At 68.8% G+C, this 25,161-nt stretch carries 24 protein-coding genes; 5 read left to right on the top strand and 19 right to left on the bottom strand.

Features of this window, described 5'->3' with window-relative positions; all coding sequences use genetic code 11:
• Positions 1-41: 41 nt before the first annotated feature.
• From AC0IYU_RS02110 to AC0IYU_RS02085, 6 genes are read right to left on the bottom strand one after another with little or no spacing between them, the layout of a single operon-like run.
• On the bottom strand, positions 42-785 hold the full coding sequence (locus AC0IYU_RS02110) for an ABC transporter ATP-binding protein (protein ID WP_472112480.1): 744 nt from the start codon (positions 783-785) through the stop codon (positions 42-44).
• Entirely contained in the window at positions 769-1,620 is an 852-nt protein-coding gene (locus AC0IYU_RS02105; RefSeq protein WP_472112477.1) for an ABC transporter ATP-binding protein, read from the bottom strand. Before AC0IYU_RS02105 ends, AC0IYU_RS02110 begins: the two co-directional genes overlap by 17 nt.
• Positions 1,617-2,591, bottom strand: a complete 975-nt coding sequence (locus AC0IYU_RS02100) for a branched-chain amino acid ABC transporter permease (protein ID WP_472112474.1) — start codon at positions 2,589-2,591, stop codon at positions 1,617-1,619. The genes AC0IYU_RS02105 and AC0IYU_RS02100 overlap by 4 nt, the downstream gene beginning before the upstream one ends.
• A gap of 11 nt (positions 2,592-2,602) precedes the next feature.
• The gene (locus tag AC0IYU_RS02095) at positions 2,603-3,466 is read right to left on the bottom strand and encodes a branched-chain amino acid ABC transporter permease (RefSeq protein WP_472112471.1); all 864 of its coding nucleotides are present in this window, start codon (positions 3,464-3,466) and stop codon (positions 2,603-2,605) included.
• A 16-nt stretch (positions 3,467-3,482) separates the two neighbouring features.
• Positions 3,483-4,019 (bottom strand): 3-isopropylmalate dehydratase small subunit, encoded by a 537-nt coding sequence (locus AC0IYU_RS02090; protein ID WP_472112468.1) that lies wholly within the window; start codon positions 4,017-4,019, stop codon positions 3,483-3,485.
• The gene (locus tag AC0IYU_RS02085) at positions 4,016-5,320 is read right to left on the bottom strand and encodes a 3-isopropylmalate dehydratase large subunit (RefSeq protein ID WP_472112465.1); all 1,305 of its coding nucleotides are present in this window, start codon (positions 5,318-5,320) and stop codon (positions 4,016-4,018) included. The genes AC0IYU_RS02090 and AC0IYU_RS02085 overlap by 4 nt, the downstream gene beginning before the upstream one ends.
• 160 nt (positions 5,321-5,480) lie before the next feature.
• Between AC0IYU_RS02085 and AC0IYU_RS02080 the strand changes: the two genes are divergently transcribed.
• Complete coding sequence (locus tag AC0IYU_RS02080; RefSeq protein ID WP_472112462.1) at positions 5,481-6,296, top strand: IclR family transcriptional regulator; 816 nt, start codon at positions 5,481-5,483, stop codon at positions 6,294-6,296.
• A gap of 42 nt (positions 6,297-6,338) precedes the next feature.
• On the opposite strand, the gene AC0IYU_RS02075 is transcribed toward AC0IYU_RS02080, so the two are convergent.
• From AC0IYU_RS02075 to AC0IYU_RS02020, 12 genes are all read right to left on the bottom strand, one after another.
• On the bottom strand, positions 6,339-7,625 hold the full coding sequence (locus AC0IYU_RS02075) for an amidohydrolase family protein (protein WP_472112459.1): 1,287 nt from the start codon (positions 7,623-7,625) through the stop codon (positions 6,339-6,341).
• Positions 7,626-7,712: 87 nt separating this feature from the next.
• Positions 7,713-8,165, bottom strand: coding sequence for a hypothetical protein (locus AC0IYU_RS02070; protein ID WP_472112456.1), 453 nt, complete (start codon positions 8,163-8,165; stop codon positions 7,713-7,715).
• Entirely contained in the window at positions 8,165-9,088 is a 924-nt protein-coding gene (locus AC0IYU_RS02065; RefSeq protein ID WP_472112453.1) for an ABC transporter permease, read from the bottom strand. Before AC0IYU_RS02065 ends, AC0IYU_RS02070 begins: the two co-directional genes overlap by 1 nt.
• Before the next feature lie 277 nt (positions 9,089-9,365).
• Positions 9,366-10,430: an ABC transporter permease gene (locus AC0IYU_RS02060; RefSeq protein ID WP_472112727.1), complete on the bottom strand. Its 1,065-nt coding sequence runs from the start codon at positions 10,428-10,430 to the stop codon at positions 9,366-9,368.
• Positions 10,430-12,025, bottom strand: coding sequence for an ABC transporter ATP-binding protein (locus AC0IYU_RS02055; protein WP_472112451.1), 1,596 nt, complete (start codon positions 12,023-12,025; stop codon positions 10,430-10,432). The genes AC0IYU_RS02060 and AC0IYU_RS02055 overlap by 1 nt, the downstream gene beginning before the upstream one ends.
• Entirely contained in the window at positions 12,022-12,750 is a 729-nt protein-coding gene (locus AC0IYU_RS02050) for an alpha/beta fold hydrolase (RefSeq protein WP_472112448.1), read from the bottom strand. The genes AC0IYU_RS02055 and AC0IYU_RS02050 overlap by 4 nt, the downstream gene beginning before the upstream one ends.
• A gap of 20 nt (positions 12,751-12,770) precedes the next feature.
• On the bottom strand, positions 12,771-13,733 hold the full coding sequence (locus AC0IYU_RS02045) for a 5'-methylthioadenosine/S-adenosylhomocysteine nucleosidase (protein WP_472112445.1): 963 nt from the start codon (positions 13,731-13,733) through the stop codon (positions 12,771-12,773).
• Positions 13,730-16,567, bottom strand: coding sequence for a polysaccharide deacetylase family protein (locus AC0IYU_RS02040; RefSeq protein WP_472112443.1), 2,838 nt, complete (start codon positions 16,565-16,567; stop codon positions 13,730-13,732). Before AC0IYU_RS02040 ends, AC0IYU_RS02045 begins: the two co-directional genes overlap by 4 nt.
• A 14-nt stretch (positions 16,568-16,581) precedes the next feature.
• A complete protein-coding gene (locus AC0IYU_RS02035) occupies positions 16,582-17,583 on the bottom strand; it encodes a BMP family protein (protein WP_472112440.1) in 1,002 nt (333 codons plus the stop codon).
• A gap of 209 nt (positions 17,584-17,792) precedes the next feature.
• The gene (upp, locus tag AC0IYU_RS02030; RefSeq protein ID WP_187110530.1) at positions 17,793-18,422 is read right to left on the bottom strand and encodes a uracil phosphoribosyltransferase; all 630 of its coding nucleotides are present in this window, start codon (positions 18,420-18,422) and stop codon (positions 17,793-17,795) included.
• Between the two features lie 41 nt (positions 18,423-18,463).
• Positions 18,464-19,870 carry a URC4/urg3 family protein gene (locus AC0IYU_RS02025; protein WP_472112437.1) on the bottom strand — a complete coding sequence of 469 codons (1,407 nt, stop codon included), beginning with the start codon at positions 19,868-19,870 and terminating at the stop codon, positions 18,464-18,466.
• Complete coding sequence (locus AC0IYU_RS02020) at positions 19,867-21,210, bottom strand: GTP cyclohydrolase II (protein WP_472112434.1); 1,344 nt, start codon at positions 21,208-21,210, stop codon at positions 19,867-19,869. The genes AC0IYU_RS02025 and AC0IYU_RS02020 overlap by 4 nt, the downstream gene beginning before the upstream one ends.
• Positions 21,211-21,322: 112 nt before the next feature.
• Between AC0IYU_RS02020 and AC0IYU_RS02015 the strand changes: the two genes are divergently transcribed.
• Positions 21,323-21,913 carry a sigma-70 family RNA polymerase sigma factor gene (locus tag AC0IYU_RS02015; RefSeq protein ID WP_472112432.1) on the top strand — a complete coding sequence of 197 codons (591 nt, stop codon included), beginning with the start codon at positions 21,323-21,325 and terminating at the stop codon, positions 21,911-21,913.
• On the top strand, positions 21,910-22,551 hold the full coding sequence (locus AC0IYU_RS02010) for a DUF1109 domain-containing protein (RefSeq protein WP_472112429.1): 642 nt from the start codon (positions 21,910-21,912) through the stop codon (positions 22,549-22,551). Before AC0IYU_RS02015 ends, AC0IYU_RS02010 begins: the two co-directional genes overlap by 4 nt.
• A gap of 19 nt (positions 22,552-22,570) precedes the next feature.
• Here AC0IYU_RS02010 and AC0IYU_RS02005 read toward each other — a convergent pair whose 3' ends face one another.
• Positions 22,571-24,088: a helicase HerA-like domain-containing protein gene (locus AC0IYU_RS02005; RefSeq protein ID WP_472112426.1), complete on the bottom strand. Its 1,518-nt coding sequence runs from the start codon at positions 24,086-24,088 to the stop codon at positions 22,571-22,573.
• A 100-nt stretch (positions 24,089-24,188) separates the two neighbouring features.
• On the opposite strand from AC0IYU_RS02005, the gene AC0IYU_RS02000 reads away from it, so the two are divergent.
• Both AC0IYU_RS02000 and AC0IYU_RS01995 read left to right on the top strand, forming a co-directional pair.
• Positions 24,189-24,500, top strand: a complete 312-nt coding sequence (locus AC0IYU_RS02000; RefSeq protein ID WP_435440357.1) for a phosphopantetheine-binding protein — start codon at positions 24,189-24,191, stop codon at positions 24,498-24,500.
• 5 nt (positions 24,501-24,505) lie between these two features.
• Positions 24,506-25,150 carry a COG4648 family protein gene (locus tag AC0IYU_RS01995; RefSeq protein WP_472112424.1) on the top strand — a complete coding sequence of 215 codons (645 nt, stop codon included), beginning with the start codon at positions 24,506-24,508 and terminating at the stop codon, positions 25,148-25,150.
• The last annotated feature ends 11 nt before the right edge of the window (positions 25,151-25,161 follow it).

The following is a 25,161-nucleotide window of genomic DNA, read 5'->3' as shown; positions in this document are numbered from 1 at the left end:
GAATGTCTCCTGTCGTTGATGTGGGGAAATCTGCGTGCGCTTCAGCCGCCCAGGTAGGCGCGGCGAATGTCCTCGTTGCCGGCCAGTTCGGCCGCCGGTCCGTGCATGACGACGCGGCCGGTCTCGATGACGTAGCCTTCGTCGGAAATGTCGAGTGCGATGTCGGCGTCCTGCTCCACGATCAGCAGCGTCAGCCGCTCGCGGTCGCGGATGTCGCGCAGCGTGGAGAAAATGGCGTCCTTCATGATGGGCGCCACGCCCATCGAGGGCTCGTCCAGCATCAGCAGGCGCGGCTTGGCGAGCAGGCCGCGCGCAATGGCCAGCATCTGCTGCTCGCCGCCCGACAGCGTTCCGGCGCGCGAGGTGATGCGCTCCTTCAGCCGCGGAAAGTAGCCCAGCACGCGCTCGATGTCCTCACGCACCTCGCCCGCAGGGCGGGTGTAGCCGCCGAGCACCAGGTTCTCCTTCACCGAGAGCTGCGCGAACACCATGCGGCCCTGCGGCACATGCACCACGCCGCGGCGCACCAGCTGCTCGGCAGGCACGTTGGCGATGCTGCGCCCGTCGAACACCGCGGTGCCGCCCGCCACCGGCAGCAAGCCGGAGAGCGCCCGCATCAACGTGGTCTTGCCCGCGCCGTTGGCGCCCAGCACGCACACGATGCCCGCGGCCGGCACCTCGATCGACACGCCGTGCAGCGCGCGGATCTTGCCGTAGGCGGCGCTCAGGTTGTCCACGCGCAGCAGCGGTTCGCCGCGCTTCATCGGTTCAACGGCGTTTGCCACTCTTGCCTCCTCCGAGATAGGCCTCGACCACGGCCGGGTTCTGTTCGATCTCGCGCGGCGAGCCCTGCGCCAGGAAGGCGCCGTTGTGCATCACGGTGATGGTGTCCGAGATCGACATCACCAGCGGCATGCTGTGCTCGATGAGCAGCAGCGTCGCGCCCGTGGCCTGCTGCAGCCGGCGCAGCGTGTCGCCCAGCGCGTCGATCTCGCGGTTGTTCATGCCGGCGGCGGGTTCGTCGAGCAGCATCAGCACCGGCTCCAGCGCCATGGCGCGCGCCAGTTCCACCAGCTTCTGCGTGCCGTAGGGCAGGTCGCGCACCAGCGTGTGGGCGTGCGCGCCGAGCTTGAGGCTGTCGATGATCTGCTGCGTGCGTTCGCGTTGCTCGCGCTCCTCGCGACGCTGGCGCGGCAGCCGCAGCAGCGCCTCGGCCAGCGTGCAGCGCATGGCGCCCGAGCGTGCGATCAGCACGTTGTCGAACACCGTGAGCTCGGAGAACAGCTCCAGGTTCTGGAAGGTGCGCGCAATGCCCAGGCGCGAGATCTGGTGGGCCTTGCACTTGAGCAGGTCGTGCTCGCCGGTTGCCGTGCGCAGGCGCATCGAACCTTTCTGCGGCGTGTAGAAGCGGCTGATGCAGTTCAGCATCGTGGTCTTGCCGGCGCCGTTCGGGCCGATCAGCGCGTGCACCGTGCCCGGCATCACGTCGAAGCCGACGTCCTGCACGGCGACGATGCCGCCGAAGCTCATGCGAACGTCGGAGAGCGACAGCACGGGCGCCGTGCCGGGGGCGGCTTGCGGCCGGCTCGTGACGGGCGCGCCGTCGATCAGCGCCCTCATCGCGGCACCTCCGGGCCGGCGGCCGTGTCGGCGCCCGGCAGCTTCTTGCGCTTGAGCAGGCTGGCCAGCCCGTCGGGCAGGAACATCAGCGCCAGGATCATCGCCACGCCGTACAGCGCGCGCTGGAACTGGTCGAAGCCGAAATAGGTGAGAAGCTGCGGCGCGCCGATGACGAACACCGCGCCCAGCACCGACCCCATGATCGAGCCCAGCCCGCCCACGATCACCATCGACACGAAGCTGATCGACACCATGATGTTGAACAGCGACGGATCGATGAAGCGCACCACCGGCGCGTACAGCGCGCCCGACAGGCCCGTATAGAAAGCGCACACGCCGAAGGCGATGAGCTTGAGTTTGGTGGCGTTGAGCCCCAGCGCGCGCGAGGCCGTCTCGCTGCCCTTGAGCGCGAGGAAGCCGCGCCCGAAGTGGCTCTGCGAGAGGTTGCGCGCAATCCACAGTGCGGCGCCCAGCACCACGGCCACGAACAGGTGGTAGGCCCGCTCGTCGAGCGCAAAGCCGAACAGCGTGGGCCCGGGTGCGCCCATGCCGTTCTCGCCGCCCGTGAGCTCGCCGCCCGATTTGGCGACTTCCACCGAGATCATCACGAAGCCCAGCGTGGCGATGGCCAGGAACACCTCTTCCAGGCGCAGCACCGGCAGCGCCAGCAGCACGCCCACCACCGTGGCCACGGCCGCCGCGATGAGCATCGACAGCACCAGCGGCACGCCGAAGTGCGTGGTGAGAATGGCGCTGCCGTAGGCGCCGATGCCGAAGAACACAGCGCCGGCCATCGAAATCAGGTTGGTGTAGCCCGTGAGGATGTTGGTGCCGAAGGACGCGAGCGTGTAGATCAGCACCAGCGTGAAGATGTAGAGCACGTAGCCGCCCGGAACGAGCGGCGCGAGCACGAAGAGCGCAATGAACACCAGCGGCGCCAGCCAGGGCCGCGAATCGAAGATGCGTGTCATGGGTTGCTTCCTCAGACTTTCTTGACCTGGCGCCGTGCCAGCAGCCCGTGCGGGCGCAGGATCAGGATGGCCAGCATCACGATGAAGGGCACCGCGTCCTTCCATTCGGAGGACAGGTAGGCGCCGGTGAGGTTGGACGTCACGCCGATGATCACGCCGCCCAGCAGCGCGCCCGGCATGCTGCCGATGCCGCCGAGCACCGCCGCCGCGAAGGCGAAGTGCAGGGCGCTCTGCATCATCGAGAAATGCACGAAGGTCAGCGGCGCAATCAGCAGGCCCGCGGCCGCCGCGATGACGTGCGACAGCGCCCAGGCCAGCGCGTAGATGCGCTTGATGGGAATGCCCATGAGCCGCGCGGCCGTGGGGTTTTCCATGGTGGCCTGCATCGCGATGCCCAGCCGCGTGAAGCGGAAGAACGCGAACAGCGCCCCCGCCAGCGCCGCGCACACGCCCACGATGCCCAGGTCGATGCCCGAGACGATCACGCCGCCCACGTCGATGGGCGCGGCGGGGAACACACTGGGCAGCTCCTGCGTGTCCTTGCCCCAGAGCCAGATGGCGAGGTCGCCGAAGATCAGGAACAGGCCCAGCGTGCAGATGGCCGACGACAGCAGCGCCTTGCCGATGAAGCGCCGGATGATGAAGCGCTCGATCAGCATGCCCAGCGCCGCGCCGAACAGCAGCACCAGCGGCACCACGGCCCACATCGGCAGGCCCAGGCGCACCAGCGTGTACGCGACGAAGGCCGACAGCATGGCCGCCTCGCCATGCGCGAAATTGAGGATGCCGGTGGCCTTGAACACCATCACGATGCCCAGGGCGATCAGCCCGTAGATGGCGCCCAGGGCGACGCCGCTCACGATCATCTGGAGCATGCGGTTCGCTCCGGGCTCAGGCGGGCAGAGGCGACGTTTCGCCCTGCTTCGCCAGCCGCGCTTTCAGGTACGGGATGAAGCCGCCCGCCTCCAGCGTGCCGCGCTCCACCGACGACAGGCGCTCGAAAGGCAGTTGCCTGCCGCTGCCCACGTGGGTCACGGTGCTGGCGTCCCAGTCGACCTTCAGTTCGTCCCAGCGCGTGGTGATCTCGCGGATGCCGGGGCAGGTGATGAGCGGAAAGCCCATGCTGATCTCGCCGCGAAAGAACCCCGGCGAGAACGACTCGGCAATCACGCCCGCCACGCCCAGGTGGCGCATGGCGCGCATCGCGGGGTAGTGCGGGTGGCCGTAGCCGAAGTTGTGGCCGCCCACCAGCAGGTCGCCCTTTTTCACCGAGGCGGCGAATCCGGGGTCGTAGCTCGTCATGGTGACGGCGGCCAGCTCGTGGATGTCGGTGATCTTGATGTTCTTGATGCCGACGATCAGGTCGATGTCGAAGTCGTCTTCCTTGAAGATCCAGGCCGCGCGGCCTTGCAGGTTGGGCATGCTCATGCGGCGCTCCCAGCGGCTTCGAGGGCGCGGGCTTCGGCCGCCTGCGCCAGATAGGGCCTGGGGTCGGCAATGCAGCCTTCGAGCGCGGAGGCCGCCACCACAGCCGCGTTGCAGATGAAGATTTCCGAATCAGCGCTGCCCATGCGGCCCGGCGTGTTGAGCGTGCCGGTGGACACGGCGCGCTGGCCGTCGGTCATGGTCGCGATGCGGCCGTAGCAGTAGTCGCAGCTCGACGAGCTGATGAAGGCGCCCGCGTCCACCAGCGTGGAAATCAGCCCTTCTTTCGCGGCCTGCGACATGATCGCCTGCGAGGTCGGCACCACATGCAGCTGGAAGCCCGGCTTGATGCGGCGCCCGCGCAGCACGTCGGCTGCGGCGCGCAGGTCTTCGAGCCGGCCGCTGGCGCAGGAGCCGAGGTAGCCCGTGTGCACTTCGAGGCCCGCGTACTCGCTCAGGTCGCGCGTGTTCGCGGGGCTCGGCGGCGCCACGACGATGGGGGTGAGCTCGCTCACGTCGATGGTCACTTCGCGGTCGTACACGGCGTCGGCGTCGGGGTAGACGGGGTCCAGCGCGATCTTCGAGCGGCCGGCGGCGTAAGCCAGCGTCTTCGCGTCCGGCGCGATCAGCATGGTGGTCGCACCCAGGAACATGGCCTGGCCGCAGATGGTCTGGCGGCCTTCGATGCTCATTTCTTCGATCACCGGGCCGCACAGCTCCACCACCTTGAAGCGGCACGACGACGGCCCCAGCACGCGCACCATGTGGTGGAACACGTCGCGCGCCATCACGCCGGGCTGCAGCGTGCCGGTGAGCTCGATCTTCACCGTGCCTGGCACGGTGAGGGCCATGGTCTCGCTCACGAAGGTTTCCAGCACGCTCTTGCGCGCGCCCATCGCCAGCGTGCCGAAGGCGCCGAGCTGGCTCACGTGGCCGTCGAAGTGCACCGCAAAGGCGCCCGGCGTGGCGTAGCCCAGCTCGGCCGACACCTGGTGGCCGATGCCTTCGCGCTCGTGCACCGGCACGCCCTGTTCCTTGCCCCAGGCGCGCGTGACCTTGTGCAGCTCTTCTTCCTTGGGCGCGGTGGCCGGCACCATGTGGTCGATGAAGAGCACGAAGCGCTCGGGGCTGGGCACCTTGTCCACGCCGAACTCCTCACGGGCTTCCTTGAAGAACACGTCGGTGTAGCCGGGGAAGTCGTAGGCAATCACGAAATCGGGGCGGGCCAGCACTTCGTCGCCGGGGCGAACGCTGGAACGTCCGGCCACGCGGGCCAGGATCTTCTCGGTCATCGTCTGGGGCATCTGCACTCCTTGGGTATCCACAATGTGGCGACATGTGTTGTCGTCTCCCATGAATTACAGACGGGCAAGCCCTGGGCTCCGGATAGGGTTGACCCTTAAATATCCACAATGTGGATGCAATATAAAGCGACACCCAAGTGACAAAAGAAGGAGGGCATACATGGCAGACAAAGAATCGCCACAAGGTGAGAACGCACGCACCGGCACGCAAAGCATCGAGCGCGTGGTCGGCATGCTCCGCGTGGTGGCGTCGCGCGGGCGGCGGGGCATGCGGATTGGCGAAATAGCGGCCACCAGCGGGCTGCCGCAGTCGACCTGCGCGCGCATGCTGGCGCGGCTGGAAATCGAAGGCCTGGTTGCACGCGACGTCGCCACGCGCAAGTACTTCCTGGGGCCGCTGCTGCATGAACTCGGGCTGCTCGCGCGCCCGCGCTACCGGCTCAGCGACCTGTGCGACGGTGCGCTGCACCGCCTGGCCGACCTGACGCAGGACACGCTCTACCTCAGCGAGCGCAGCGGCATGGAGGCGGTGTGCACCAACCGGGCGCTGGGCGACTTCCCGATCAAGGCGATGCCGCTGGACATCGGCATCCGCCGCCCGCTGGGCGTGGGCGCGGGTGGGTTGTCGATGCTGTGCGCCATGCCCGAGGCGGAGGCCGAAGCCATCATCCGGGCCAACGGGCACCGCTACGAGAAGTTCGCCTCCTTCACGGCCGACTTTCTGCGCGAGGCGGTGGCGCAGGGCAGGGCACAGGGCTATGCGTTTCTCGACAGCGCGGTGACGCCGGGCACCGGTGCGATCGGCATCGCGTTTCCTGCGGAGAACCCCGTGGGCGCGATCAGCATCGCGGCCATCTCGGGGCGTCTCGAGGCGGACCGGCGCGAGGACATGGCCCGCGAACTGCGCCGCGAGGTGCGAAAGATCGAATCGGCGCTGCTCGGCACGGCCGCTTCGGTGGCCGCCGACGAGGCCTGACTTTCAGCCCGGACCGTCTGCCCGGACCTTCAGCCCTGGCTCTCAGCTCTGGCGCTGCGGCGTCATCCAGCTCGTCGCGCCGCCGCGCCCCGCCAGGTGCAGGCTCGCCGTGGCCGCGGGCGTTTCGGCCAGCAGCCGCCCCTTGCGGAACACCTTGAGCCGCGTGGCGCGCAGGCGAATCGCCTCGACCGGATCGCGCGCCTGCAGCAGCACGAAGCTGGCCTCGCAGCCCGCCGCGATGCCGTAGCCCTCCAGGTGCATCACGCGCGCCGCGTTCGTGGTCACGGCCTCGAAGCACTGGCGAATGCCGGCCTGGCTCGTCATCTGCGCCACGTGCAGGCCCATGTGCGCCACCTCGAGCATGTCGCCCGAGCCCATGCCGTACCAGGGGTCCATCACGCAGTCGTGGCCGAAGGCGACGTTCACGCCGGCGGCCATCAGTTCGGGCACGCGCGTCATGCCGCGGCGCTTGGGGTAGGTGTCGTGGCGGCCCTGCAGCGTGATGTTGATGAGCGGGTTGGCAATGACCGCGACGCCGCTTTGTGCGATGAGCGGCAGCAGCTTGCTCACGTAGTAGTTGTCCATCGAGTGCATCGAGGTGCAGTGCGAGCCCGTCACGCGGCCCTGCAGGCCCAGGCGCTGCGCCTCGAAGGCCAGCGTCTCGATGTGGCGCGAGAGCGGGTCGTCCGATTCGTCGCAGTGCATGTCGACCAGCTTGCCGCGCGCGGCCGCCATTTCGCACAGCAGCTTCACGCTGGCGGCGCCGTCGGCCATGGTGCGTTCGAAGTGCGGAATGCCGCCGACCACGTCCACGCCCCGGTCGAGCGCGCGCTCGATGTTCTCGACGCCACCGGCAGAACGCAGCACGCCGTCCTGCGGGAACGCGACCAGCTGCAGGTCGAGGTAGGGCGCCACCTGGCGCTTGACCTCCAGCAGCGCATCGACCGCCAGCAGGCTCGGGTCGCTGGTGTCCACGTGCGTTCGCACGGCCAGCAGGCCCTTGGCCACCGCCCAGTCGCAGTACGCCAGGGCACGCTCGATGAGCGCGTCGGGCGTCAGCAGCGGCTTCAGCTCGCCCCACAGCGCGATGCCTTCGAGCAGCGTGCCGCTCTGGTTCACGCGCGGCAGGCCGTAGCTGAGCGTGGCGTCCATGTGGAAATGCGGGTCGACAAAATGCGGCGAGACCAGCAGGCCCTGCGCGTCGATGGTCTCGTGCGCCGGGGCGGCCAGGCCCTCGGTCACTTCGGCGATGCGCCCGTCCTGCACGGCAATCGACATGCCGGTGCGGCCGTCGGGGAGGGTAGCGTTGGTGATGAGGAGGTCGAGCATCGTGGGGGTCTCTGGAGGACGGGGTGATCGGTATTTTCCGCCGCGATCGGCGCTTGGCTTACGGGCAGTTCATGCGCGCAGCGCGCGTCAACGCGTCTTCTGCGCCCGGTACCGGTACTGCCCCGGCGCCGGCCCGACTTCGATCGTCACGCGCCGCAGCTTGTCGTCGTGCCCCGAGTCGGCCTTGGCGGTCACGACGATGCCGCGCGGCGTGGCGCGGCAGGTCAGCCCCGACAGCGCGACTTCCGCATGGTCGTTGTCGAGCTCGGCGATGGCGACGGTGTGCTCGGCATGCAGGCCGCCGTTGGCGTCGCGAGTCATCCATTGCACGTACATGAACGACTGCGCGTACTGGTCGGCATGCACCACGCGGAAGGTGCCCTGGCGGTCCTTTCCCCAGGTGCCGCACAGCTGCACCCAGCTGACCGAGTCGGGCGTCTTGAAGGTGTCGTAGCCGTAGTCGCTGCCCAGCGCATGGGCGCCGGTGCCGCACAGCGTCAGCAGCGCGGCGAGCAGCGTGGTGGCGGTTGTCTTCATCATCAACGTTCCCCCTTGCGGTAAGGCTTCATCAGCGCCTGCGGATAGCTGGCCTTGCGCGCCACCAGCACCAGCGCCAGGATCGACAGCAGGTACGGCAGCATCAGGTAGAGCTGGTAGGGCAGCACGGCGTCGCCCGATTGTTGCAGCCGCAGTTGCAGCGCATCGAAGAAGGCGAACAGCAGCGCGCCCAGCAGGGCCTTGCCAGGCCGCCACGAGGCGAACACCACCAGCGCGACGCAGATCCACCCGCGGCCGTTCACCATGTTGAAGAAGAAGGCGTTGAAGGCCGACAGCGTGAGGAACGAGCCGGCCATGCCCATCAGCGCAGAGCCCGCCACGATGGCGCCGGTGCGCGTGGCTGCCACCGACACGCCCTGGCTCTCGGCCGCCTGCGGGTTCTCGCCGGCCATTCGAAGCGCCAGGCCGAGCGGCGTGCGGTACAGCACCCAGCCGACGACCGGCACCAGCAGCAGCGCGAAGAGCGTGAGCGCGGTCTGCGCGTTGAGGATCGGAATCGGCAGCCAGTCCATCGGCGCAAAGGGCGTGATGGTGGGCGGCGTGTTCACCTTCGGAAAGCTCACGCGGTAGCCGAAGTAGCTCAGCGAGGTCGCCAGCAGCGTGATGCCCAGGCCCGACACGTGCTGCGACAGCGCGAGCCCGACCGTGAGAAAGGCGTGCAGCAGGCCGAACACCATGCCCGTGAGCGCTGCCACGCCCACGCCCATCCACAGGGGCGCGCCCGCGTACACGGCGAGCCAGCCGGTGAAGGCCCCCGCGACCATGATCCCTTCGATGCCGAGGTTGAGCACGCCCGCGCGTTCGCACAGCAAGACGCCCAGCGTGCCGAGGACGAGCGGCGTGGCGATGCGCAGCACCGCGACCCAGAAGGCGGGGTTGGAGAGGATGTCGAGAAGGTCGGTCATGGCGCGTTTCTCCCTCCCCCTTTGGGAGAGGGTTGGGGTAGGGGCAAGCGGCGCTCGTGGTGGAGGCCGATGCCCCCATCCCAAACTTCCCCCGGGAGGGGAAGGGGCAAGACAGACGATGCGAAGGCTCTGGGCATTTCGGTCATGGTGCTTCTCCCTCCCCCTCTGGGGGAGGGTTGGGGTGGGGGCACTCGGCGCTCGTGGTGGAGGCCGATGCCCCCATCCCAGCCTTCCCCCGGAAGGGGAAGGGGCAAGGCCGAAGATGCGAAGGCTGCGCTCATTGCTTCATCCTCACCCGGTACTGCGTGAGCAGCGTCGCCACCAGCACCGCGATCAGCGAGGCCGCCACGATCACGTCCGCGATGTACGTCGGCACGCCGACCGCGCGGCTCATGGTGTCGGCGCCGACCAGCACGCCCGCCACGAACACGCCGGCCGCGATCACGCCCAGCGGATGCAGGCCCGCCAGCATCGCGATGACGATGCCGGTGTAGCCGTAGCCCGGCGACATGTCGAGCGTGACGTAGCTCGTGCGGCCGGCCACCTCGATGGCGCCCGCCAGCCCGGCCAGCGCGCCCGAGAGCAGCGCCACCATCACCACGGTGCGCGTCACCGGCACGCCCGCGAACGCCGCGGCGCGTGCGTTGGCGCCCACGGCGCGAATGTCGAAACCCAGCACCGTGTACTTGAAGACGGCCCACACCATCACCGCGAGCGACACGGCCCACAGCAGCCCGGTGTGCACGCGCGTCTGCGCAATGAGCTTGCCCAGTTCCAGGTCTGGCTGCAGCGACACGCTCTGTGGCCAGCCCATGGCGCTCGGGTCCTTCATCGGCCCGTCGAGCAGCGCCGACACGCCCAGCAGCACGATGAAGTTGATCAGCAGCGTGGTCACCACCTCGTCGACGCCCAGCTTGTTCTTCATCAGCGCCGGGCCCAGCAGCATGAGCGCGCCCGCCACGGCTGCCGCCAGCATCATGAGCGGGAACAGCAGCCATGGCGACAGCTCGAAGCCCGTGCCGCCGTGCATTCCGCCCACGGCGACCGCGGCCAGCGCGCCCGCGTAGAGCTGGCCTTCGGCACCGATGTTGAAGAGCCGCGCCTTGAAGGCGACCGTGGCCGCCAGCCCCGTGAGGATCAGCGGAATCGCGCGTGTCAGCGTCTCGCTCCACGCGAACACCGAGCCGAAGCCGCCCTGCAGCAGCAGCGCATAGGTGCGGCCGACCGGCGCACCGGCCCACAGCACCAGCAGCGCGCTGACCGCCATGGTGAAGACGACCGCGCCGATGGGTGCCAGCAGCAGCGCGGCGCGTGAGGTTTCGTGGCGTCGTTCGAGCCGCATCATGGTGCGGCTCCCTTGGCTTGAGTTGCCGTTGCGCCGGCCATCGCCAGGCCGATGGCTTCGCGCGTCCAGGCCGCGGCCGGCCGTGCATCGCCCAGGTGCCCGCCGTGCATCACCGCCACGCGGTCGCCGAGCGCGAGCACTTCGTCGAGGTCGTCGGAAATCACCAGCACCGCCGCGCCGGCGTCGCGCGCGGCAATCAGCTGCTGCTGCACGTAGGCGACCGCGCCGATGTCCAGGCCCCAGGTCGGCTGGTGCGCAACGATCAGGCGCGGGGCGCGGTTGGGGTACTTCTTGTTGTCGCCGCCGTTGGCTGCTTCGGGCTGCTCGGGCGCCAGCAGGGCGCGCCCCAGAATCAGCTTCTGCATGTTCCCGCCGGAGAGCGAACGGGCCGGCGCCATCAGGCCGGCACCGCGCACGTCGAACGCCTTTTCGATGCGCCGGGCATGCAGGCGGGCGACGGCGCGCTTCACGATCCACGACCAGCGCGAGAACACCGGGCTGCGCAGTCGCTCGGACACCGCGTTCTCCCACACCGGCAAGTCGCCGACCACGCCGACCGCATGGCGGTCTTCGGGAATGCGCGCCACGCCGCGCTGCACCAGCCGGGCTGGCGAGGGCGGCAGGGCACGGCCCATCAGTTGCGCGGTGCCCGACACGGCGCGGCGCGTGCCGCACAGCAGCTCGGCCAGCGCCACCTGCCCGTTGCCGGAGACGCCCGCGATGGCGGTGATTTCGCCGGCGCGCAGCGTCAGCGACACCTCGCGAAGCCGGTCTTGTCCGCCATCCTTGGCCGACGCGGTGCTCACGTGGTCGAGCACGCAGACCGCATCGCCCACGCGCTGGGCCGGCCGCCGCTGCGGCGCCTCGACCGCATGCCCGACCATCCACAGCGCCAGCTGTGCCTGCGTGGTGTCTGCCGTGCGCGCCTCGGCGACCAGCTTGCCGCCGCGCAGCACGGCCACGCGGTGCGACACGCGCAGCACCTCGCCGAGCTTGTGGCTGATGAAGATGACCGACAGGCCCTGCGCCACCATCTGCGCGAGCGTGGCGAACAGCGCCTCGCTCTCCTGCGGCGTGAGGACGGCGGTCGGTTCGTCCAGGATCAGGATGCGCGCGCCGCGGTACAGCGCCTTCAGTATTTCCACCCGCTGGCGCTCGCCCACCGAGAGGCTGCCGATCTTCGCGTCTGGCTGCACCGGCAGGCCGAAGCGCCGCGCCACGTCGAGCAGCCGCTCTCGCGCGGCCGCGCGGCGCGACACCGGGCGCCACAGCGGCTCGGTGCCCATCATCACGTTGTCGAGCACGCTCAGGTTGTCGGCCAGCGTGAAGTGCTGGTGCACCATGCCCACGCCGGCGGCGAGCGCGGCCTTGGGATTGCCCGGGGGCAGGGGCGCGCCGAAGACCTCGATGCCGCCTTCATCGGCGACGTAGTGGCCGAACAGGATCGACATCAGCGTCGACTTGCCCGCGCCGTTCTCGCCGAGCAGCGCAAGCACCTCGCCGGCCTGCAGGTCGAGGGAAATGGCGTCGTTGGCGACCAGGCTGCCGAAGCGCTTGGTGATGCCTGCGAGCCGGAGCAGGGTGGTGTTCATGGAGGGGAGGGCACGGGATCTCCGAGCTCGCGGCAAAAGTTGTCGATGGCCCGCGCCGTGGCGAGCGGCGCGGCTTGCAGCAGGCCGTGCGGACCTTCGAAGCGCTCGAGGCGCAGACCCGGCAGTGCACGCTGGATCACGCGGGCCGCCTGGGCGGGAACGATGCGGTCCTGCATGGCCTGCAGGTACATCGAGGGTACGCGCACCCTCGCCAGCTTGGCGACCACGTTCACCCGCTGCACCTCCTTCATGCGGTGCGCCATGACGGCGCCCGACACCTTCTGCAGCGAGCCTTGCAGCAGCCCGGCGAGATGCGGGTCGGCGAAGCGGCCCAGCAGCAGGTGGCGCATGGGTGCGCGCATGGCGCTCAGGTGCAGCAGCTTCATCGTCAGTTCGAGCAGGCCGCCGCGCAGCAGCGCCAGCCCGGGCGAGGGGCTGCGGGCGAAGCTGCAGCACAGGACGAGGCCGCGCAGGCCCGGCGGCGGCGCGGCCGCGATCGAGATGGCCAGCGGGCCCGAGAACGATTCGCCGAGCAGCACGAAGGGCTGCCCTTCGGGCAACTGCGCGCGCACGAGCGGTTCCAGTTCGGCATAGCCCTGCGGCTGGGTGCCCGAATAGCGCAGCACGTCGATGTGCGCGTCCGGCCCCATGGCCGCCTTCAGCGGCTCGAACAGATCGCCCGTGCCGTCCATGCCCGGAAGCAGGACGAGTCGAACGGGTCGCATGGCGCGAGGGGGCGCCGCCGTCACTTCCAGGCGGCGAGGAAGGCCAGCATGACCTTGGCGGAGTTGTCCGCCGCGATGCTCATGAAGGTGCCCATCTCGTTTTCGCCGTCGCCGCCGCCCGCAAGGTCGCTGAGCGAGCGGAAGGCGATGTAGGGCACGCCGTTGCTGTAGGCGACCATGCCCACCGCCGCGGTTTCCATGTCGAGCACGTTGGCCTGGAAGGTCTTGTAGGTGTATTCGCGGTAGGCCTTGTTGTCCATGAAGGCCTGGCCCGACACGCCGTTGCCGCCCACCACCAGCTGGGGCTTGCGCGGCAGGCACTTGCCTGCGCCGCAGTTGGCCAGCTCGACGCTGCGGATGCTGCGCGCCACCTCGAGCATCTTCGGGTCGGCTTCGAACCAGAACTTGCGAACGATCTCCGGCTTGGCCGCCGAGCGCACTTCGACCGGGCGCGGGAACATCATTCCGAAATTGGGCAGCGTGGCGTCGGTGATGAAGGGCGGGGCGCTGAACTTGCCCGGCGCGGTCTCGCGCGCCATCAGCACCTCGAGGTACTGGCCCCATTGGGCCGGCACCGTGACGTCGCCCACATGCAGCTGCGGGTTCACGCCGCCGGCGATGCCGCTGAACACGATGTTCGTCACGCGAAAGCGGTTGAGCACCAGCTGCGTGTTCATGGTCGCGTTCGTCATGCTGATGCCCGAGAGGAACAGCACCACCGGCTTGCCTTCGAGCGTGCCGGTGGTGAACGCCACGCCGTTCACGCTGTGCTTCACCGGGCCCTGCAGGCGCGTGAGCAGCAGCTTGAGTTCGGGCTCGAAAGCCGAGAGCACCGCGATGCGCGGCGTGTCGTCGAGCCGCGTGCTGCTGTTGATGCTGACGACGTCGGACCGGTAGACGCCGGCGCAGCCCGTGAGCATGGCGGCGATGAACGCGGCGGACAACGGACCGCGAAGGCGCTGGAGCAAGGAAGTGTTCGTCATGAGTTCGTGGGCGGAAGTTGAGGGCGATGCGCGGCATCGGGCGTGGCTATCCAGGCCTGCAGCGCCGCGATGCGCGGATGCTTGGGCGCCAGGCCGACGAAGGTGGTGTACGCGGCCAGCGCCTTGGCGTCGTTGCCGGCCTGCAGGTAGGCGTCGCCCAGGTTCAGGTAGGCCAGCGCGCGGCTGCCGTCCATGTCGATGGCCTGCTCGAACCAGCGCGCGGCTTCCACCGGCTTGCCGCGCTTGAAGTACACGAAGCCGAGGTTGTTGGCGGCCAACGCGAACTTCGGCTGCAGCTTCAGCGCCTCGGTGAACGCGGCTTCGGCCTCGTCGTAGCGGCGCTCGCGGTACAGCTGAAGGCCGCGGTCGTTGGCGCGCTGGGCGGCCACGCGGGGCGACACCGGCGCGGCGGCGGGCATGGTGAGCTTGGCGTCGGCGCCTTCCAGGTTCTTCACCACCACCTCGATGGCGGCCGGGGCGGCTGTACCGGCTGCACCAGGCTTCGGCGCCTTGGCGGCCTGCACGGCATGCACGGCCTGCTCGTTGGCTTCATCGATGCGCTTGTTGACCTTGCTGGCGGCAGCGTCGAGCTGCAGGCTGTCGCCGCTCAGGCCTTCGCGCTCCGCAGGCAGCTCGAACACGAACTCGCCGCCCTCGGAGCCCGGCAGGCTGCCGAAGGCCGGCGTCTGCCGGGCGATGGCGGACACCGCCGGCGCCACGTAGGCCGCGAGCTCGGTGCCGGTGATGACGCCGTCGCCGTTCAGATCGGCCTTGCCCGACAGCGCCTGCAGCATGGTCCAGGTGAAGACCGAATGCCCGCCGGGGCCATCGTCGGCCACCTGCTGGTCGGCGCCGCCCGCGGTGAGCATCTGGCGGCCGATGCGCCGCGCGTTGTCGCTCAGGAAGTTCTTGCTGCCCTGAGGCGCCCCCCCGCGTGTGAGGCCCAGCCCCGAGTAGCAGGCGTCCACCAGGAACAGCACGTGCTTGGCCGACAGCGCCTCGGCCACTTCCTGCAGTTGCGGCATCGAGATGGCGTCGGAGGCAAGGTCGTCCAGCTGCGCGTCGACCGGCACGATGTAGCCCACGTCGCGCCCGCTGGCGAGCTTGCGGGTGCTGCCGTGGCCGGCAAAGAACACCAGCACGCGGTCGTCGCGCTTCACGCGCTTGCCGTCGGTGAGCTTGTCGTTCAGCGCGCGCAGGATATTGGCGCGCGTGGCGTCGCCGTCGTACAGCGCCGTGACGTTCTCGGGCTTAAAGCCGAAGCGCGTGACCAGCAGCTGCTCCATCGACTTGGCGTCGGGCACCGCATGGTGCAGGCCGGGCCACTTGGCGTACTTGTCGATGCCGATCACCAGCGCATGGCTCTCGCGGTAGAGCGTGTCGCCCGCGGCGGCCACGCCGTCGTCGGGCGCCGGGCGCTTGGGCGCGTTGACGACGAACTTGCCGTCGCGCCAGGTGGCGAAGCGGTAGCCGTCGGCCACCAGCTGGTCGAGCACCGTGGGCAGCGCCTGCACGGTGCGGCCCTGGATGTCGTGGAACAGGATCACGCCGCGCTTGGCCTTGTCGACCTCGGCGAGCACGCGGTCGGCGATCGACTTGGGCACCGGGTCTGCCCAGTCCATCGAGTCGACGGTCCAGAGCATCGAGCGCAGCTTGAGCGCCTCGACCGTGCTGAGCTTGTCTTCGTTGCGCGCGCCGTAGGGAAAGCGGAACAGCGTGGACTGCGGCCGGCCGGTGGCGTCGAGCAGCGCCTCGGTTTCCGTGGCCTCGGTGCGCACCGCGTCATCGCTCATCTTGGCCATCATGCCGTGGCTGAAGCTGTGGTTGGCCAGCGTGTGGCCCGCGGCCAGCACGCGCCTGGCGACCGCGCCGTTGGCGCCCAGCTGCGCCTTGCCTTGCGCGTCGAGCTTGCCGAGGTTCTGGCCCAGCTCGAAGAAGATGGCCGGCGCGTCGTAGCGCTTCAGGATCTCGAGGATCTCGTCGGTGTGCTTCGCATGCGGGCCGTCGTCGAAGGTCAGCACCACGGTCTTGGGCGGCAGCGAGGTGCCGAAGATCTCGCGGGTGTCGCCGCCTTCCCTTTCCTTGGCGCCGCCTGTGGGCAGTGTGTAGGGCACGATGGTGCCGAAGTCCTTGAGGATCTGGTCGCGCGAATACAGGCCCTGCAGCTTGGCCACGTAGTCGGCCCATTTTTCGCGCTGGGGCTCGATGCCGCGTTGCGCGAAGCGGCCGAACACGTCCTTGAGTTCGCGGTCGTAGGCCTGCTCGATCTCGGCGAGCACGGCCAGGTCTTCGCTGGCGCGGCGGCCGAGCTTGAGGCCGGGCAGCGATTGCGCCTGGCCGTAGCGCGTGCTCAGCTCGCCCAGAAACTCCTTGAACGCCAGGCGGTCCGCGTCGAACCAGCTCGGCTCGCTCTCGATGCGGTCCAGCAACGCATTCAGTGCCGGCACCGTGGCGGGGTCGGTCATTTCGCCGGCCTGGGCGATCAGTGCGCGCTGGCGCTCCTGCATGTCGTGGAACAGCATCTGCCCGACCGCGCTCACCGCGCGCTTGTCGGCCGCGCCGAGCGCACGCTCGCCGGTCATCAGTACGACCATCTGGCGGTGCGCGGCCAGCAAGGCGTCGGCGCGCTCCTGCAGGGCGGCCGGAATGCCGACCGGTGCAGCTGCCGCAGCCGGTGCAGCGGGTGCAGGGGCCGAAGCTGCCGGCGCAGGCGGTGCGGCAGCCGCCACCGGGGCGGCCGTGCCCGCCGGCTCGCGCTCACACGCGGCCAGCCCGATCGTCAACGCCGCGACAGCCACGGCATGGCCTGCGATCTGCCATCGCGAACGTTTCATGGGCACGGCGATGCTTACCTGGCGGTGGACTTGGGTTGGCTATCGTCCACCTTCACGGTGAACTTGCCGGCGAGGATGTCGGCCTGTTTGGCCTTCACCTTGGCAACGATGTCGGCCGGCACCTTCTTCTCGAAGGTGCCCAGCGGCGCCAGCTCGGAGCCCTTGTTCTTCATCTGCGCATACACGCCGTAGTCTTCGGCCGCGAACTTGCCTTCCTTCACGAGCTTGATCGCGCGGTCGGCCGCCGGCTCGAAGTTCCACAGGGCCGAGGCGACCACCGTGTCGGGGTACTGGGCCTGCGTGTCGATCACGTTGCCGATGGCGAGCTTGCCCTTTTCCTTGGCGGCGTCGGACACACCGAAACGCTCGGCGTACATCACGTCGGCGCCCTTGTCGATCATGGCGAAGGCTGCTTCCTTGGCCTTGGGCGGGTCGAACCAGCTGTTGATGAAGCTCACGCTGAACTCGACCTTCGGGTTGGTTTCCTTGGCGCCGGCCATGAACGCGTTCATCAGGCGGTTGACCTCGGGAATCGGGAAGCCGCCGACCATGCCGATGCGGTTGCTCTTGGTCATGCCGCCCGCCACCATGCCGCTCAGGTAGGCCGGCTCCTGGATGTAGTTGTCGAACACGCTGAAGTTGGGTGCCTGCGGCTTGAGCGACGAGCCCATCAGGAAGGCGACCTTGGGAAAGTCTTTTGCGACCTTGCGCGCCGCCGCTTCCACACCGAACACCTCGCCCAGGATCAACTGGTTGCCGCCGGTGGCGTACTCGCGCATCACGCGCTCGTAGTCGGCGTTGCTGACGTTCTCCGTGGCCTTGTATTCGATCTCGCCGCGCGCCTCGGCCGCCTTCAGCGCCTTGTGGATGCGGCCCACCCATTGCTGCTCGAAGGGCACGGTGTACACCGCCGCCACCTTCAATTTGGCCTGCGCAAGCGCCAGCCCGGGCGCGCCGGCCGCGAGTGCTGCGGCAACGGCGACGGAACGAATGATCAATTGACGACGTGCGTTCACTGTTCTTCTCCTCGGTTTAAAAACATCCAGCGCAGCAATCCCCATGCCCGCCTGAAATTCCCGTGGCTCCGACTCCCCGGGCTCGGGCGCTGCGCGCCCGGCCCCCTTCCAGAGACACCGAGGAACCGGCTTCGCCGGGCCTCAGGTGTCGCCCCCGGCAGGGGGAAGGAGAAGCGGACACGAAGTGCCGCGCAGCCTGGGGGCGAGCCTTACTTCGTGCCGAAGATCCGGTCGCCGGCGTCGCCCAGGCCCGGCAGGATGTAGCCGTGGCTGTCCAGCTCGCGGTCGATCGCGGCGGTGTAGATCGGCACGTCGGGGTGCGCCTTCTGCATCGTCGCCACGCCCTCGGGGCAGGTCAGCAGGCAGACGAACTTGATCGACTTGGGGTTGAGCTCCTTCAGGCGCTCGACCGCGGCGACGGCCGAGTTGCCGGTGGCCAGCATCGGGTCGACCACGATCACGTCGCGGCTGTCCATTTCGCCGGGCATCTTGAAGTAGTACTCCACGGCCGTCAGCGTCTTGGGGTCGCGGTACAGGCCGATGTGGCCGACGCGCGCACCGGGCACCACGGTGAGCATGCCGTCCAGGATGCCCGTGCCGGCGCGAAGAATGGACACCAGCACCAGCTTCTTGCCGTCGATGACCTTGGCCTGCATCGTTTCGAGCGGGGTCTCGACCTCGATGTCCTGCATCGGCATGTCGCGCGTGACCTCGTAGGCCATCAACATGCTGATTTCGTTCAGGAGCCGGCGAAAACTGTTGGTCGACGCGTCCTTGCGGCGCATCAGCGTGAGCTTGTGCTGGACGAGGGGATGGTTGACGAGGTGGACGTTGCTCATTGGAATTGTGTGTGGCGTTGCTGATGAGAGAACCAGAGAGTCTAAAAGACGGTGCCGTCGCTCTCGATCAGCAGAGGCGGAGCACCATCACGCAAACGTTGTGCCAGTGCGCGGCCCGCGGCCCAGGTGCCGCCTTCGAGCACGCAGGCCAGCGGCAGCTCTTCTTCCGTGCGGTCGAGCACCTTGCGCACGCGCGGCGCCACCTCGTCGAGCAGCGCCACCGTCAGCGCGCGCCATTCGACGATGAATTCGTCGCTGGCCCTCCAGGTGCGGGTGAGGAAGGCCGGGTCCTTCGGCACGATCACGCCGCTGTCGATCAGCAGGCCGCCGTTGCGGTATTCGGGCAGGGCGGTGAGCGCATCGAGGTGGCGCACCTTCACGCCCGCCCATTCGAAGGGTTCGAGCAGCGAATACGTGAGCCATTGCGACAGCTTGTGGAACGGCATCCAGCCGTTGGTCAGGCCGGGGCCGCGCACCGCGCTGTGGCGCCAGCAGTCGCCCAGCGCCAGCGCGGGGTCGCCCGAGCCGATGCCCGCCGCGCTGTCGCTGCCGTCGGCCGCGATGCTGTCCACCGCATTGGCCGAGGGCCAGATGCGCGAGAGGGTTTCCAGCAGCAGCGACAGGATCTGGTGCGCCGTGACCTCGGCCGTGGGCGGCGCGGCCGGGCCGTAGGGGCCCACCAGCGCGTCGAACAGCTTGCCGGGGCGGCCGTCGTCGCCAAAGGTTTCGGGCTGCTCCCGCATGGCTTCGCCCAGCCGGCGCAACAGCATGGCGCGGCCCGCCAGACCGACCAGCGGATTGGCCTCGCTGACCTGGAAGGCGTCGCCCAGCCGGTCGGCCACGAGGCCGCGCAGGCCGGCTGCGTCCACCTGGTAGGGACGCTCGGGGTTCGAGGAGAACAGGCCGCTCATGAACGCGTGGTAGCTGGCCACGCCCAGGCCTTCGGAACGGGTGAAGCGTTCGCCCGTGGCCGATTCGGTGTAGTGCCAGTCGGGACCGGCGCCGGCGTCGAGCAGCACGCTGACCAGCACGAGGTCGATGTGGGCGCGAGCGCGCGTGCGCGCATCGGATTCGCCCATCAGCGTGTCGAGTTCTTCGATGCGGTTGATGCTGCCGGCCTCGAAGTGGCGCCAGCGGCTGTGGTACGGGATGGTGTCCCACGGATAGCGCTCGCGCGTGACCTCGGCGACGGTGCGCGCCGTGTCTTCGAGCGTGTCGCTGCCGCCGATGCGAAACCACTGCGATTCGCCGTTGCGCGCGCGTGCCAGCAGGGCGCCCGCACGCTGGCGGATGGCCGCCGTGGTGCGCAGCAGGCTCGCCGCACCGGCCGGGTGGCTGGTGTCGGCGGTGAATTCGGTGGCGGGGTCGACCTTGCCCGCGCCGCCGGGCGGCAGGCTGCCGGAACCGTCGACGGGCATGTGGGGGGCGGTGTTGTGGCTGGTGGTCATTCAGTGAGTCCGCGGCCCTTGGCCTTTTTCAGTTCTTCTGCGTCCGGCACCGGGCCGGGGGTGAAATAGCCGGCGGCCATCTTGGCGTCCATCTCGACGCGGGCGTCCGCCGGAATCAGCGCGTCGGGAATGTTCACGCGCTCGCCGATCTCGATGCCCGAGCCGGTGATTGCGTCGAACTTCATGTTGCTCATCGACACGAGCCGATGGATCTTCTTGATGCCCAGCCAGTGGAAGACGTCGGGCATCAGCTCCTGGAAGCGCATGTCCTGCACGCCGGCCACGCACTCAGTGCGCGCGAAATACTGGTCGGCCGTGTCGCCGCCGACCTGCCGCTTGCGTGCGTTGTAGACCAGGAACTTGGTCACTTCGCCCAGCGCCCGGCCTTCCTTGCGCGAGTAGGCAATGAGGCCCACGCCGCCGCGCTGCGCGCCCTGGATGCACTCCTCGATGGCATGCGTGAGGTAGGGCCGGCAGGTGCAGATGTCGGAGCCGAACACGTCGGAGCCGTTGCATTCGTCGTGAATGCGCGCGGTGAGCTCCACCTGCGGGTTGGCCAGGTCGCGCGGGTTGCCGAAGATGTAGAGCGTCTGCCCGCCGATGGGGGGCAGGAACACCTCCAGGTCGGAGCGCGTGACCAGTTCGGGGTACATGCCGCCGGTTTCCTCGAACAGCGTGCGGCGCAGGTCGTTCTCGGAGCAGCCGAAGCGGCGCGCCACCTCGGGCAGGTACCACACGGGTTCGATGGCGGCCTTGGTCACCATCGCGGCGCCGCCGGCGGTGAGGAAGTGGCCGTCGGACTTCAGGCGCCCGCTCTGCAGCGCCTCGATCACCTCGGGCAGGATCACGTGGGCCTTGGTGATCGCGATGGTCGGGCGGATGTCGTAGCCGGCCGCCAGCTCGGTGGAGAACACGTCGGCCACCAGCGCGCCCCAGGGGTCGAGCGACACGATGCGTCCGGGCTCGCTCCATTGCGGGTACGGGCCGATCACGTCGGTGGGCGCGGTGTTGGTGAGGTCGGCCTTGTGCTCGCGCTTGAGCGCCCCGGCCGCCACGGCCAGCGCGCGGTACACGCTGTAGGAGCCGCTGTGCGTGCCGATCACGTTGCGGTGCGCCCGCTTGGTGGTGGTGCCGACCACCGGTCCGCGCTCGGTGGGCGTGGCCGCGCCCCAGCGGATGGGCAGCGCGCCGAAGCCGCCGGCGTGCGAGGTCAGCCGGATGTGCCCGGTCGAGGACGAGGCATGCAGGGGAGGGGCCGAGGGGAGGGAGGTGGCACCGGCCGGTGGCGTGAGCGGCACCGACGGCGTCGCCGAAGGGATCGTTGTGCTGTCTGCAGACATTGGGGGCCCTCAAAAAACACAATGTACCGATGGTGTGTGGTGCTTGCAAGCGGACGGCTTCGGCACAATGGCCCGAAATCTTTTTTCGACGAGGCTGTAACCGGCCGACCGGATGGCACGAAACACCGTAGGCAGCAGGACGAACTTGAGCGACGTGGAAGCGGCGCTGCGCAGCCTGTTCCTTCGCGGCCTCGACGGCGACGCCAAGGCCTACCGCGACTTCCTGCAGCAACTCGCCGCGCACCTGCGCGCCTTTCTGGGCAAGCGCCTCTTTGGCTGGCCCGATGAAGTGGAAGACCTCGTCCAGGAATGTTTGCTCGCCATGCACAACCAGCGCCACACCTACCAGAGCGACCAGCCGCTGACGGCCTGGGTGCACGCGATTGCGCGCTACAAGATGATCGACCTGCTGCGCGCCAAGTCTGTTCGCGACGACCTGCATGACCCGCTGGACGACGATCTCGCGGTGTTCGCCGCGTCGGCCGAGGACGCCAGCGACGCGAAGCGCGACCTGAGCGGACTGCTCGACACCCTGCCCGAGCGCCAGCGCCTGCCGATCGTGCACGTGAAGATCCAGGGGCTGTCGGTGGCCGAGACCGCGAGCCTGACGGGCATGTCCGAGTCGGCGGTGAAGGTGGGCATCCACCGGGGCCTGAAGGCCTTGGCCGCGCGCTTTGGCCACAGCTGGGGAAGCGCCACATGAAGACCGACGACCTCGTGGCGATGCTCGCCACCGGCGAAGTGGCGGTGCCGCGCCGCAGCGCAAGCTGGCGCATCGGCTGGGCCGTGCTGGCGGGGTTGCCGGTCTCTTTGTTCATCCTGTTTGCCGAATACGGAATGCGGCGGGACATCGTCCAGGCCATGTTCTGGCCGATGTTCTGGGTCAAGGTGCTGTTCCCGCTGTGCATTGCCGCCGCCGGCTTCGTGGCGGTGCAGCGGCTCGCGCGGCCGGGCGTCGAGGCCCGCCGGGCATGGCTGGGGGCCGCGCTGCCGGTGCTGGGTGTGTGGGCACTGGCGGTGATCGCGTGGTTCACCGTGCCGATGGAAGAGCGTGTGCCCTCGCTGATGGGGCAGTCATGGCGCATCTGCGCGCTGAGCATCGGACTGATGGCGCTGCCGGTGTTCGCCGCCACGATGGTGGCGCTCAAGGGGCTGGCGCCCACGCGGCCCGCGCTGGCGGGGGCCGCGGCGGGGGCGTTGGCCGGTGGCATGGGGGCCTCCGTGTACGCGCTGCACTGCATGGAGCTCACCGCGCCGTTCCTCGCGGTCTGGTACGTGAGCGGGATTGCCGTGCCGGTGCTGGCGGGGGCCTTGCTGGGACCGCGGTTGTTGCGCTGGTAGCGGTCCGCCGGTTCTTCCTTCAGCGCTTCTTGCTGCCGAAGATCCCGCCCAGCACGCCGCGCAGGATTTCTTTGCCCACCGATGTGCCCATGGTGCGCACCGCCGACTTGGCCATGGTCTGCACCAGGCCGTCGTGCTTGGCGCCGCGCGGCCCGGTGGTGCCGAACAGCATGTCGTTGAGCATGCCGCCCATGCCGGAGCCCGACGGTTCCGCCGCGGGCTTGCCGCCGGGGAGGGCGGCTGGCGGTGCGTCGGGCGCGCTGTCGGCGCGGCCCTTGAGCTTTTCGTAGGCCGATTCGCGGTCGACCGTCTTTTCGTAAACGCCCGCGACCAGCGAACCGGCCACCAGCGCGTTGCGCTGGTCGGGCGTGATGGGGCCGAGCTGGCTCGCTGGCGGCACCACGAACACCCGTTCGGTCACGCTCGGGCGGCCCTTGTCGTCCAGGAAGCTCACCAGCGCCTCGCCCACCGCGAGTTCGGTGATGGCCGTCTCGATGTCCAGGCCCGGCTTCTGCCGCATGGTGCTGGCCGCCGCCTTCACGGCCTTCTGGTCGCGCGGGGTGAAGGCGCGCAGCGCGTGCTGCACGCGGTTGCCCAGCTGGGCCAGCACCGAGTCGGGAATGTCCAGCGGGTTCTGCGTGACGAAATAGACGCCCACGCCCTTGGAGCGCACCAGCCGCACCACGAGCTCGATGCGTTCCACCAGCGCCTTGGGCGCCTCGTTGAACAGCAGGTGCGCCTCATCGAAAAAGAACGCCAGCTTGGGCTGCTCGGGGTCGCCGATTTCAGGCAGCTGCTCGAACAGCTCCGACAGCATCCACAGCAGGAAGGTGGCATACAGGCGCGGCGAGTTCATGAGCTTGTCGGCCGCGAGGATGTTGATGACCCCCTTGCCGCCCACGGTCTGCATGAAGTCGGCGATGTTGAGCATCGGCTCGCCGAAGAACTTGTCGCCGCCCTGGGTTTCGATCTGCAGCAGGCCGCGCTGGATGGCGCCCACGCTGGCCGCGCTGATGTTGCCGTACTGCGTGGTGAACTGGCTCGCGTTTTCGCCCACGTACTGCAGCATGGCGCGCAGGTCTTTCAGGTCCAGCAGCAGCAGGCCGTTGTCGTCGGCGATCTTGAACACCAGGTTCAGCACGCCGGCCTGCGTTTCGTTCACGTCCAGCATGCGGCCCAGCAGCAGCGGGCCCATGTCGGAAACCGTGGCCCGCACCGGATGGCCCTGCTCGCCGAACACGTCCCACAGCGTGACGGGGCAGGCCGAAGGCTCGGGCAGTTCGATGCCGCGTTCCTTCAGCGTGGCGGCCAGCTTGGCGCCGATGGCCCCCTTCTGGCTGATGCCGGTGAGGTCGCCCTTGACGTCGGCCATGAACACCGGAACGCCGATGCCGGAGAGCTTTTCGGCCATGGTCTGCAGGGTGACGGTCTTGCCCGTGCCGGTGGCGCCCGTGATGAGGCCGTGGCGGTTGGCCAGCGCGGGAAGAAGTGCACACTCGATGCTGTCGTGCCGTGCGATCAGAAGAGGGTCGGCCATGGGGCGCTCCGGGTCGTATCGAAACGGGCAGTCTAATCAAGCCGCACTCCTATAATCCACGCCGCACGGTAGTTCAGGAAAAAGTTTTCAGGAGGTTTTTTTGTCATCGACTGCACAGCCCCCCATTCCCGCCACCGGCGACGCCTCCGAACAGTCGCCCATTGAAAAAGAGCTGGCCGTGTTGCTCGTGAACGCGCTGAACCTCGAGGTTGCGCCCGAGGCCATCGTGCCGACCGACCCGCTGTACGGCGAAGGGCTGGGACTCGACTCGATCGACATCCTCGAAGTGGCGCTCGAAGTCTCTCGCCGCTACGGCTTCCAGCTGCGTTCGGACGACGAACGCAACCAGCAGATCTTTCAGTCGCTGCGCACGCTCGCGACCCACGTCGCCGAGCACCGCGTCGCCTCCTGAACCCCATGTCGCGATGGCGAATAGCGCTCCTGCTGGTCGCAGGGGTGGCTTATGCCGGCCTCTCTCACTGGATGACGCTGTTCCACCCCACGGCACCGTGGGCGGTGGTGGTGTTGCTCGGCCCGCTCTGGCTGGCCGCCATGGGGTTCGCCGCCAGCTGGTTCGGCCGCTGGGGCTTCGTCGCCGCGGCCGCGCTGGGCGTGGGCGGCTTCACGCTCGTTTTCCTGGGTGAGGCCGGTGACCCCAACCGCCTGTACGTGCTGCAGCACGTGGCCATCAACAGCGTGCTGTGCGGCTGGTTCGGCTCCACGTTGCGAGGCCGGGGCCTGCCCCTGATCACCCAGTTCGCACAGCGCGTGCACCCGCTCAAGGGGCACATGCTGGCCTACACGACGCAGCTCACGCGCATCTGGACCGCCTTCTTCGCGCTGGTGGTGGCTGTGTCCGTCGTGCTTTATCTCACCCGGCCGTTTTCCGACTGGTCGCTGTTCTCGAACGTGTTGTGCCCCTTGATGGTGGGCCTGCTGTTCGTGGGCGAGCATCTGGTGCGCTACCGGCTTCATCCCGAATTCGAACGCACGCGCCTGGTCGATGCCGTGCGCGCGTTCTACGGCAGATCGTCGGTGGACTCCAGCGCCGGCGGCCAATGACACAGGCGTGG

This window comes from Variovorax sp. AC103 (genome assembly GCF_979254005.1).
Note: the sequence above shows the minus strand (reverse complement) of the source record. Positions and strands in the feature narration are given on the sequence as shown.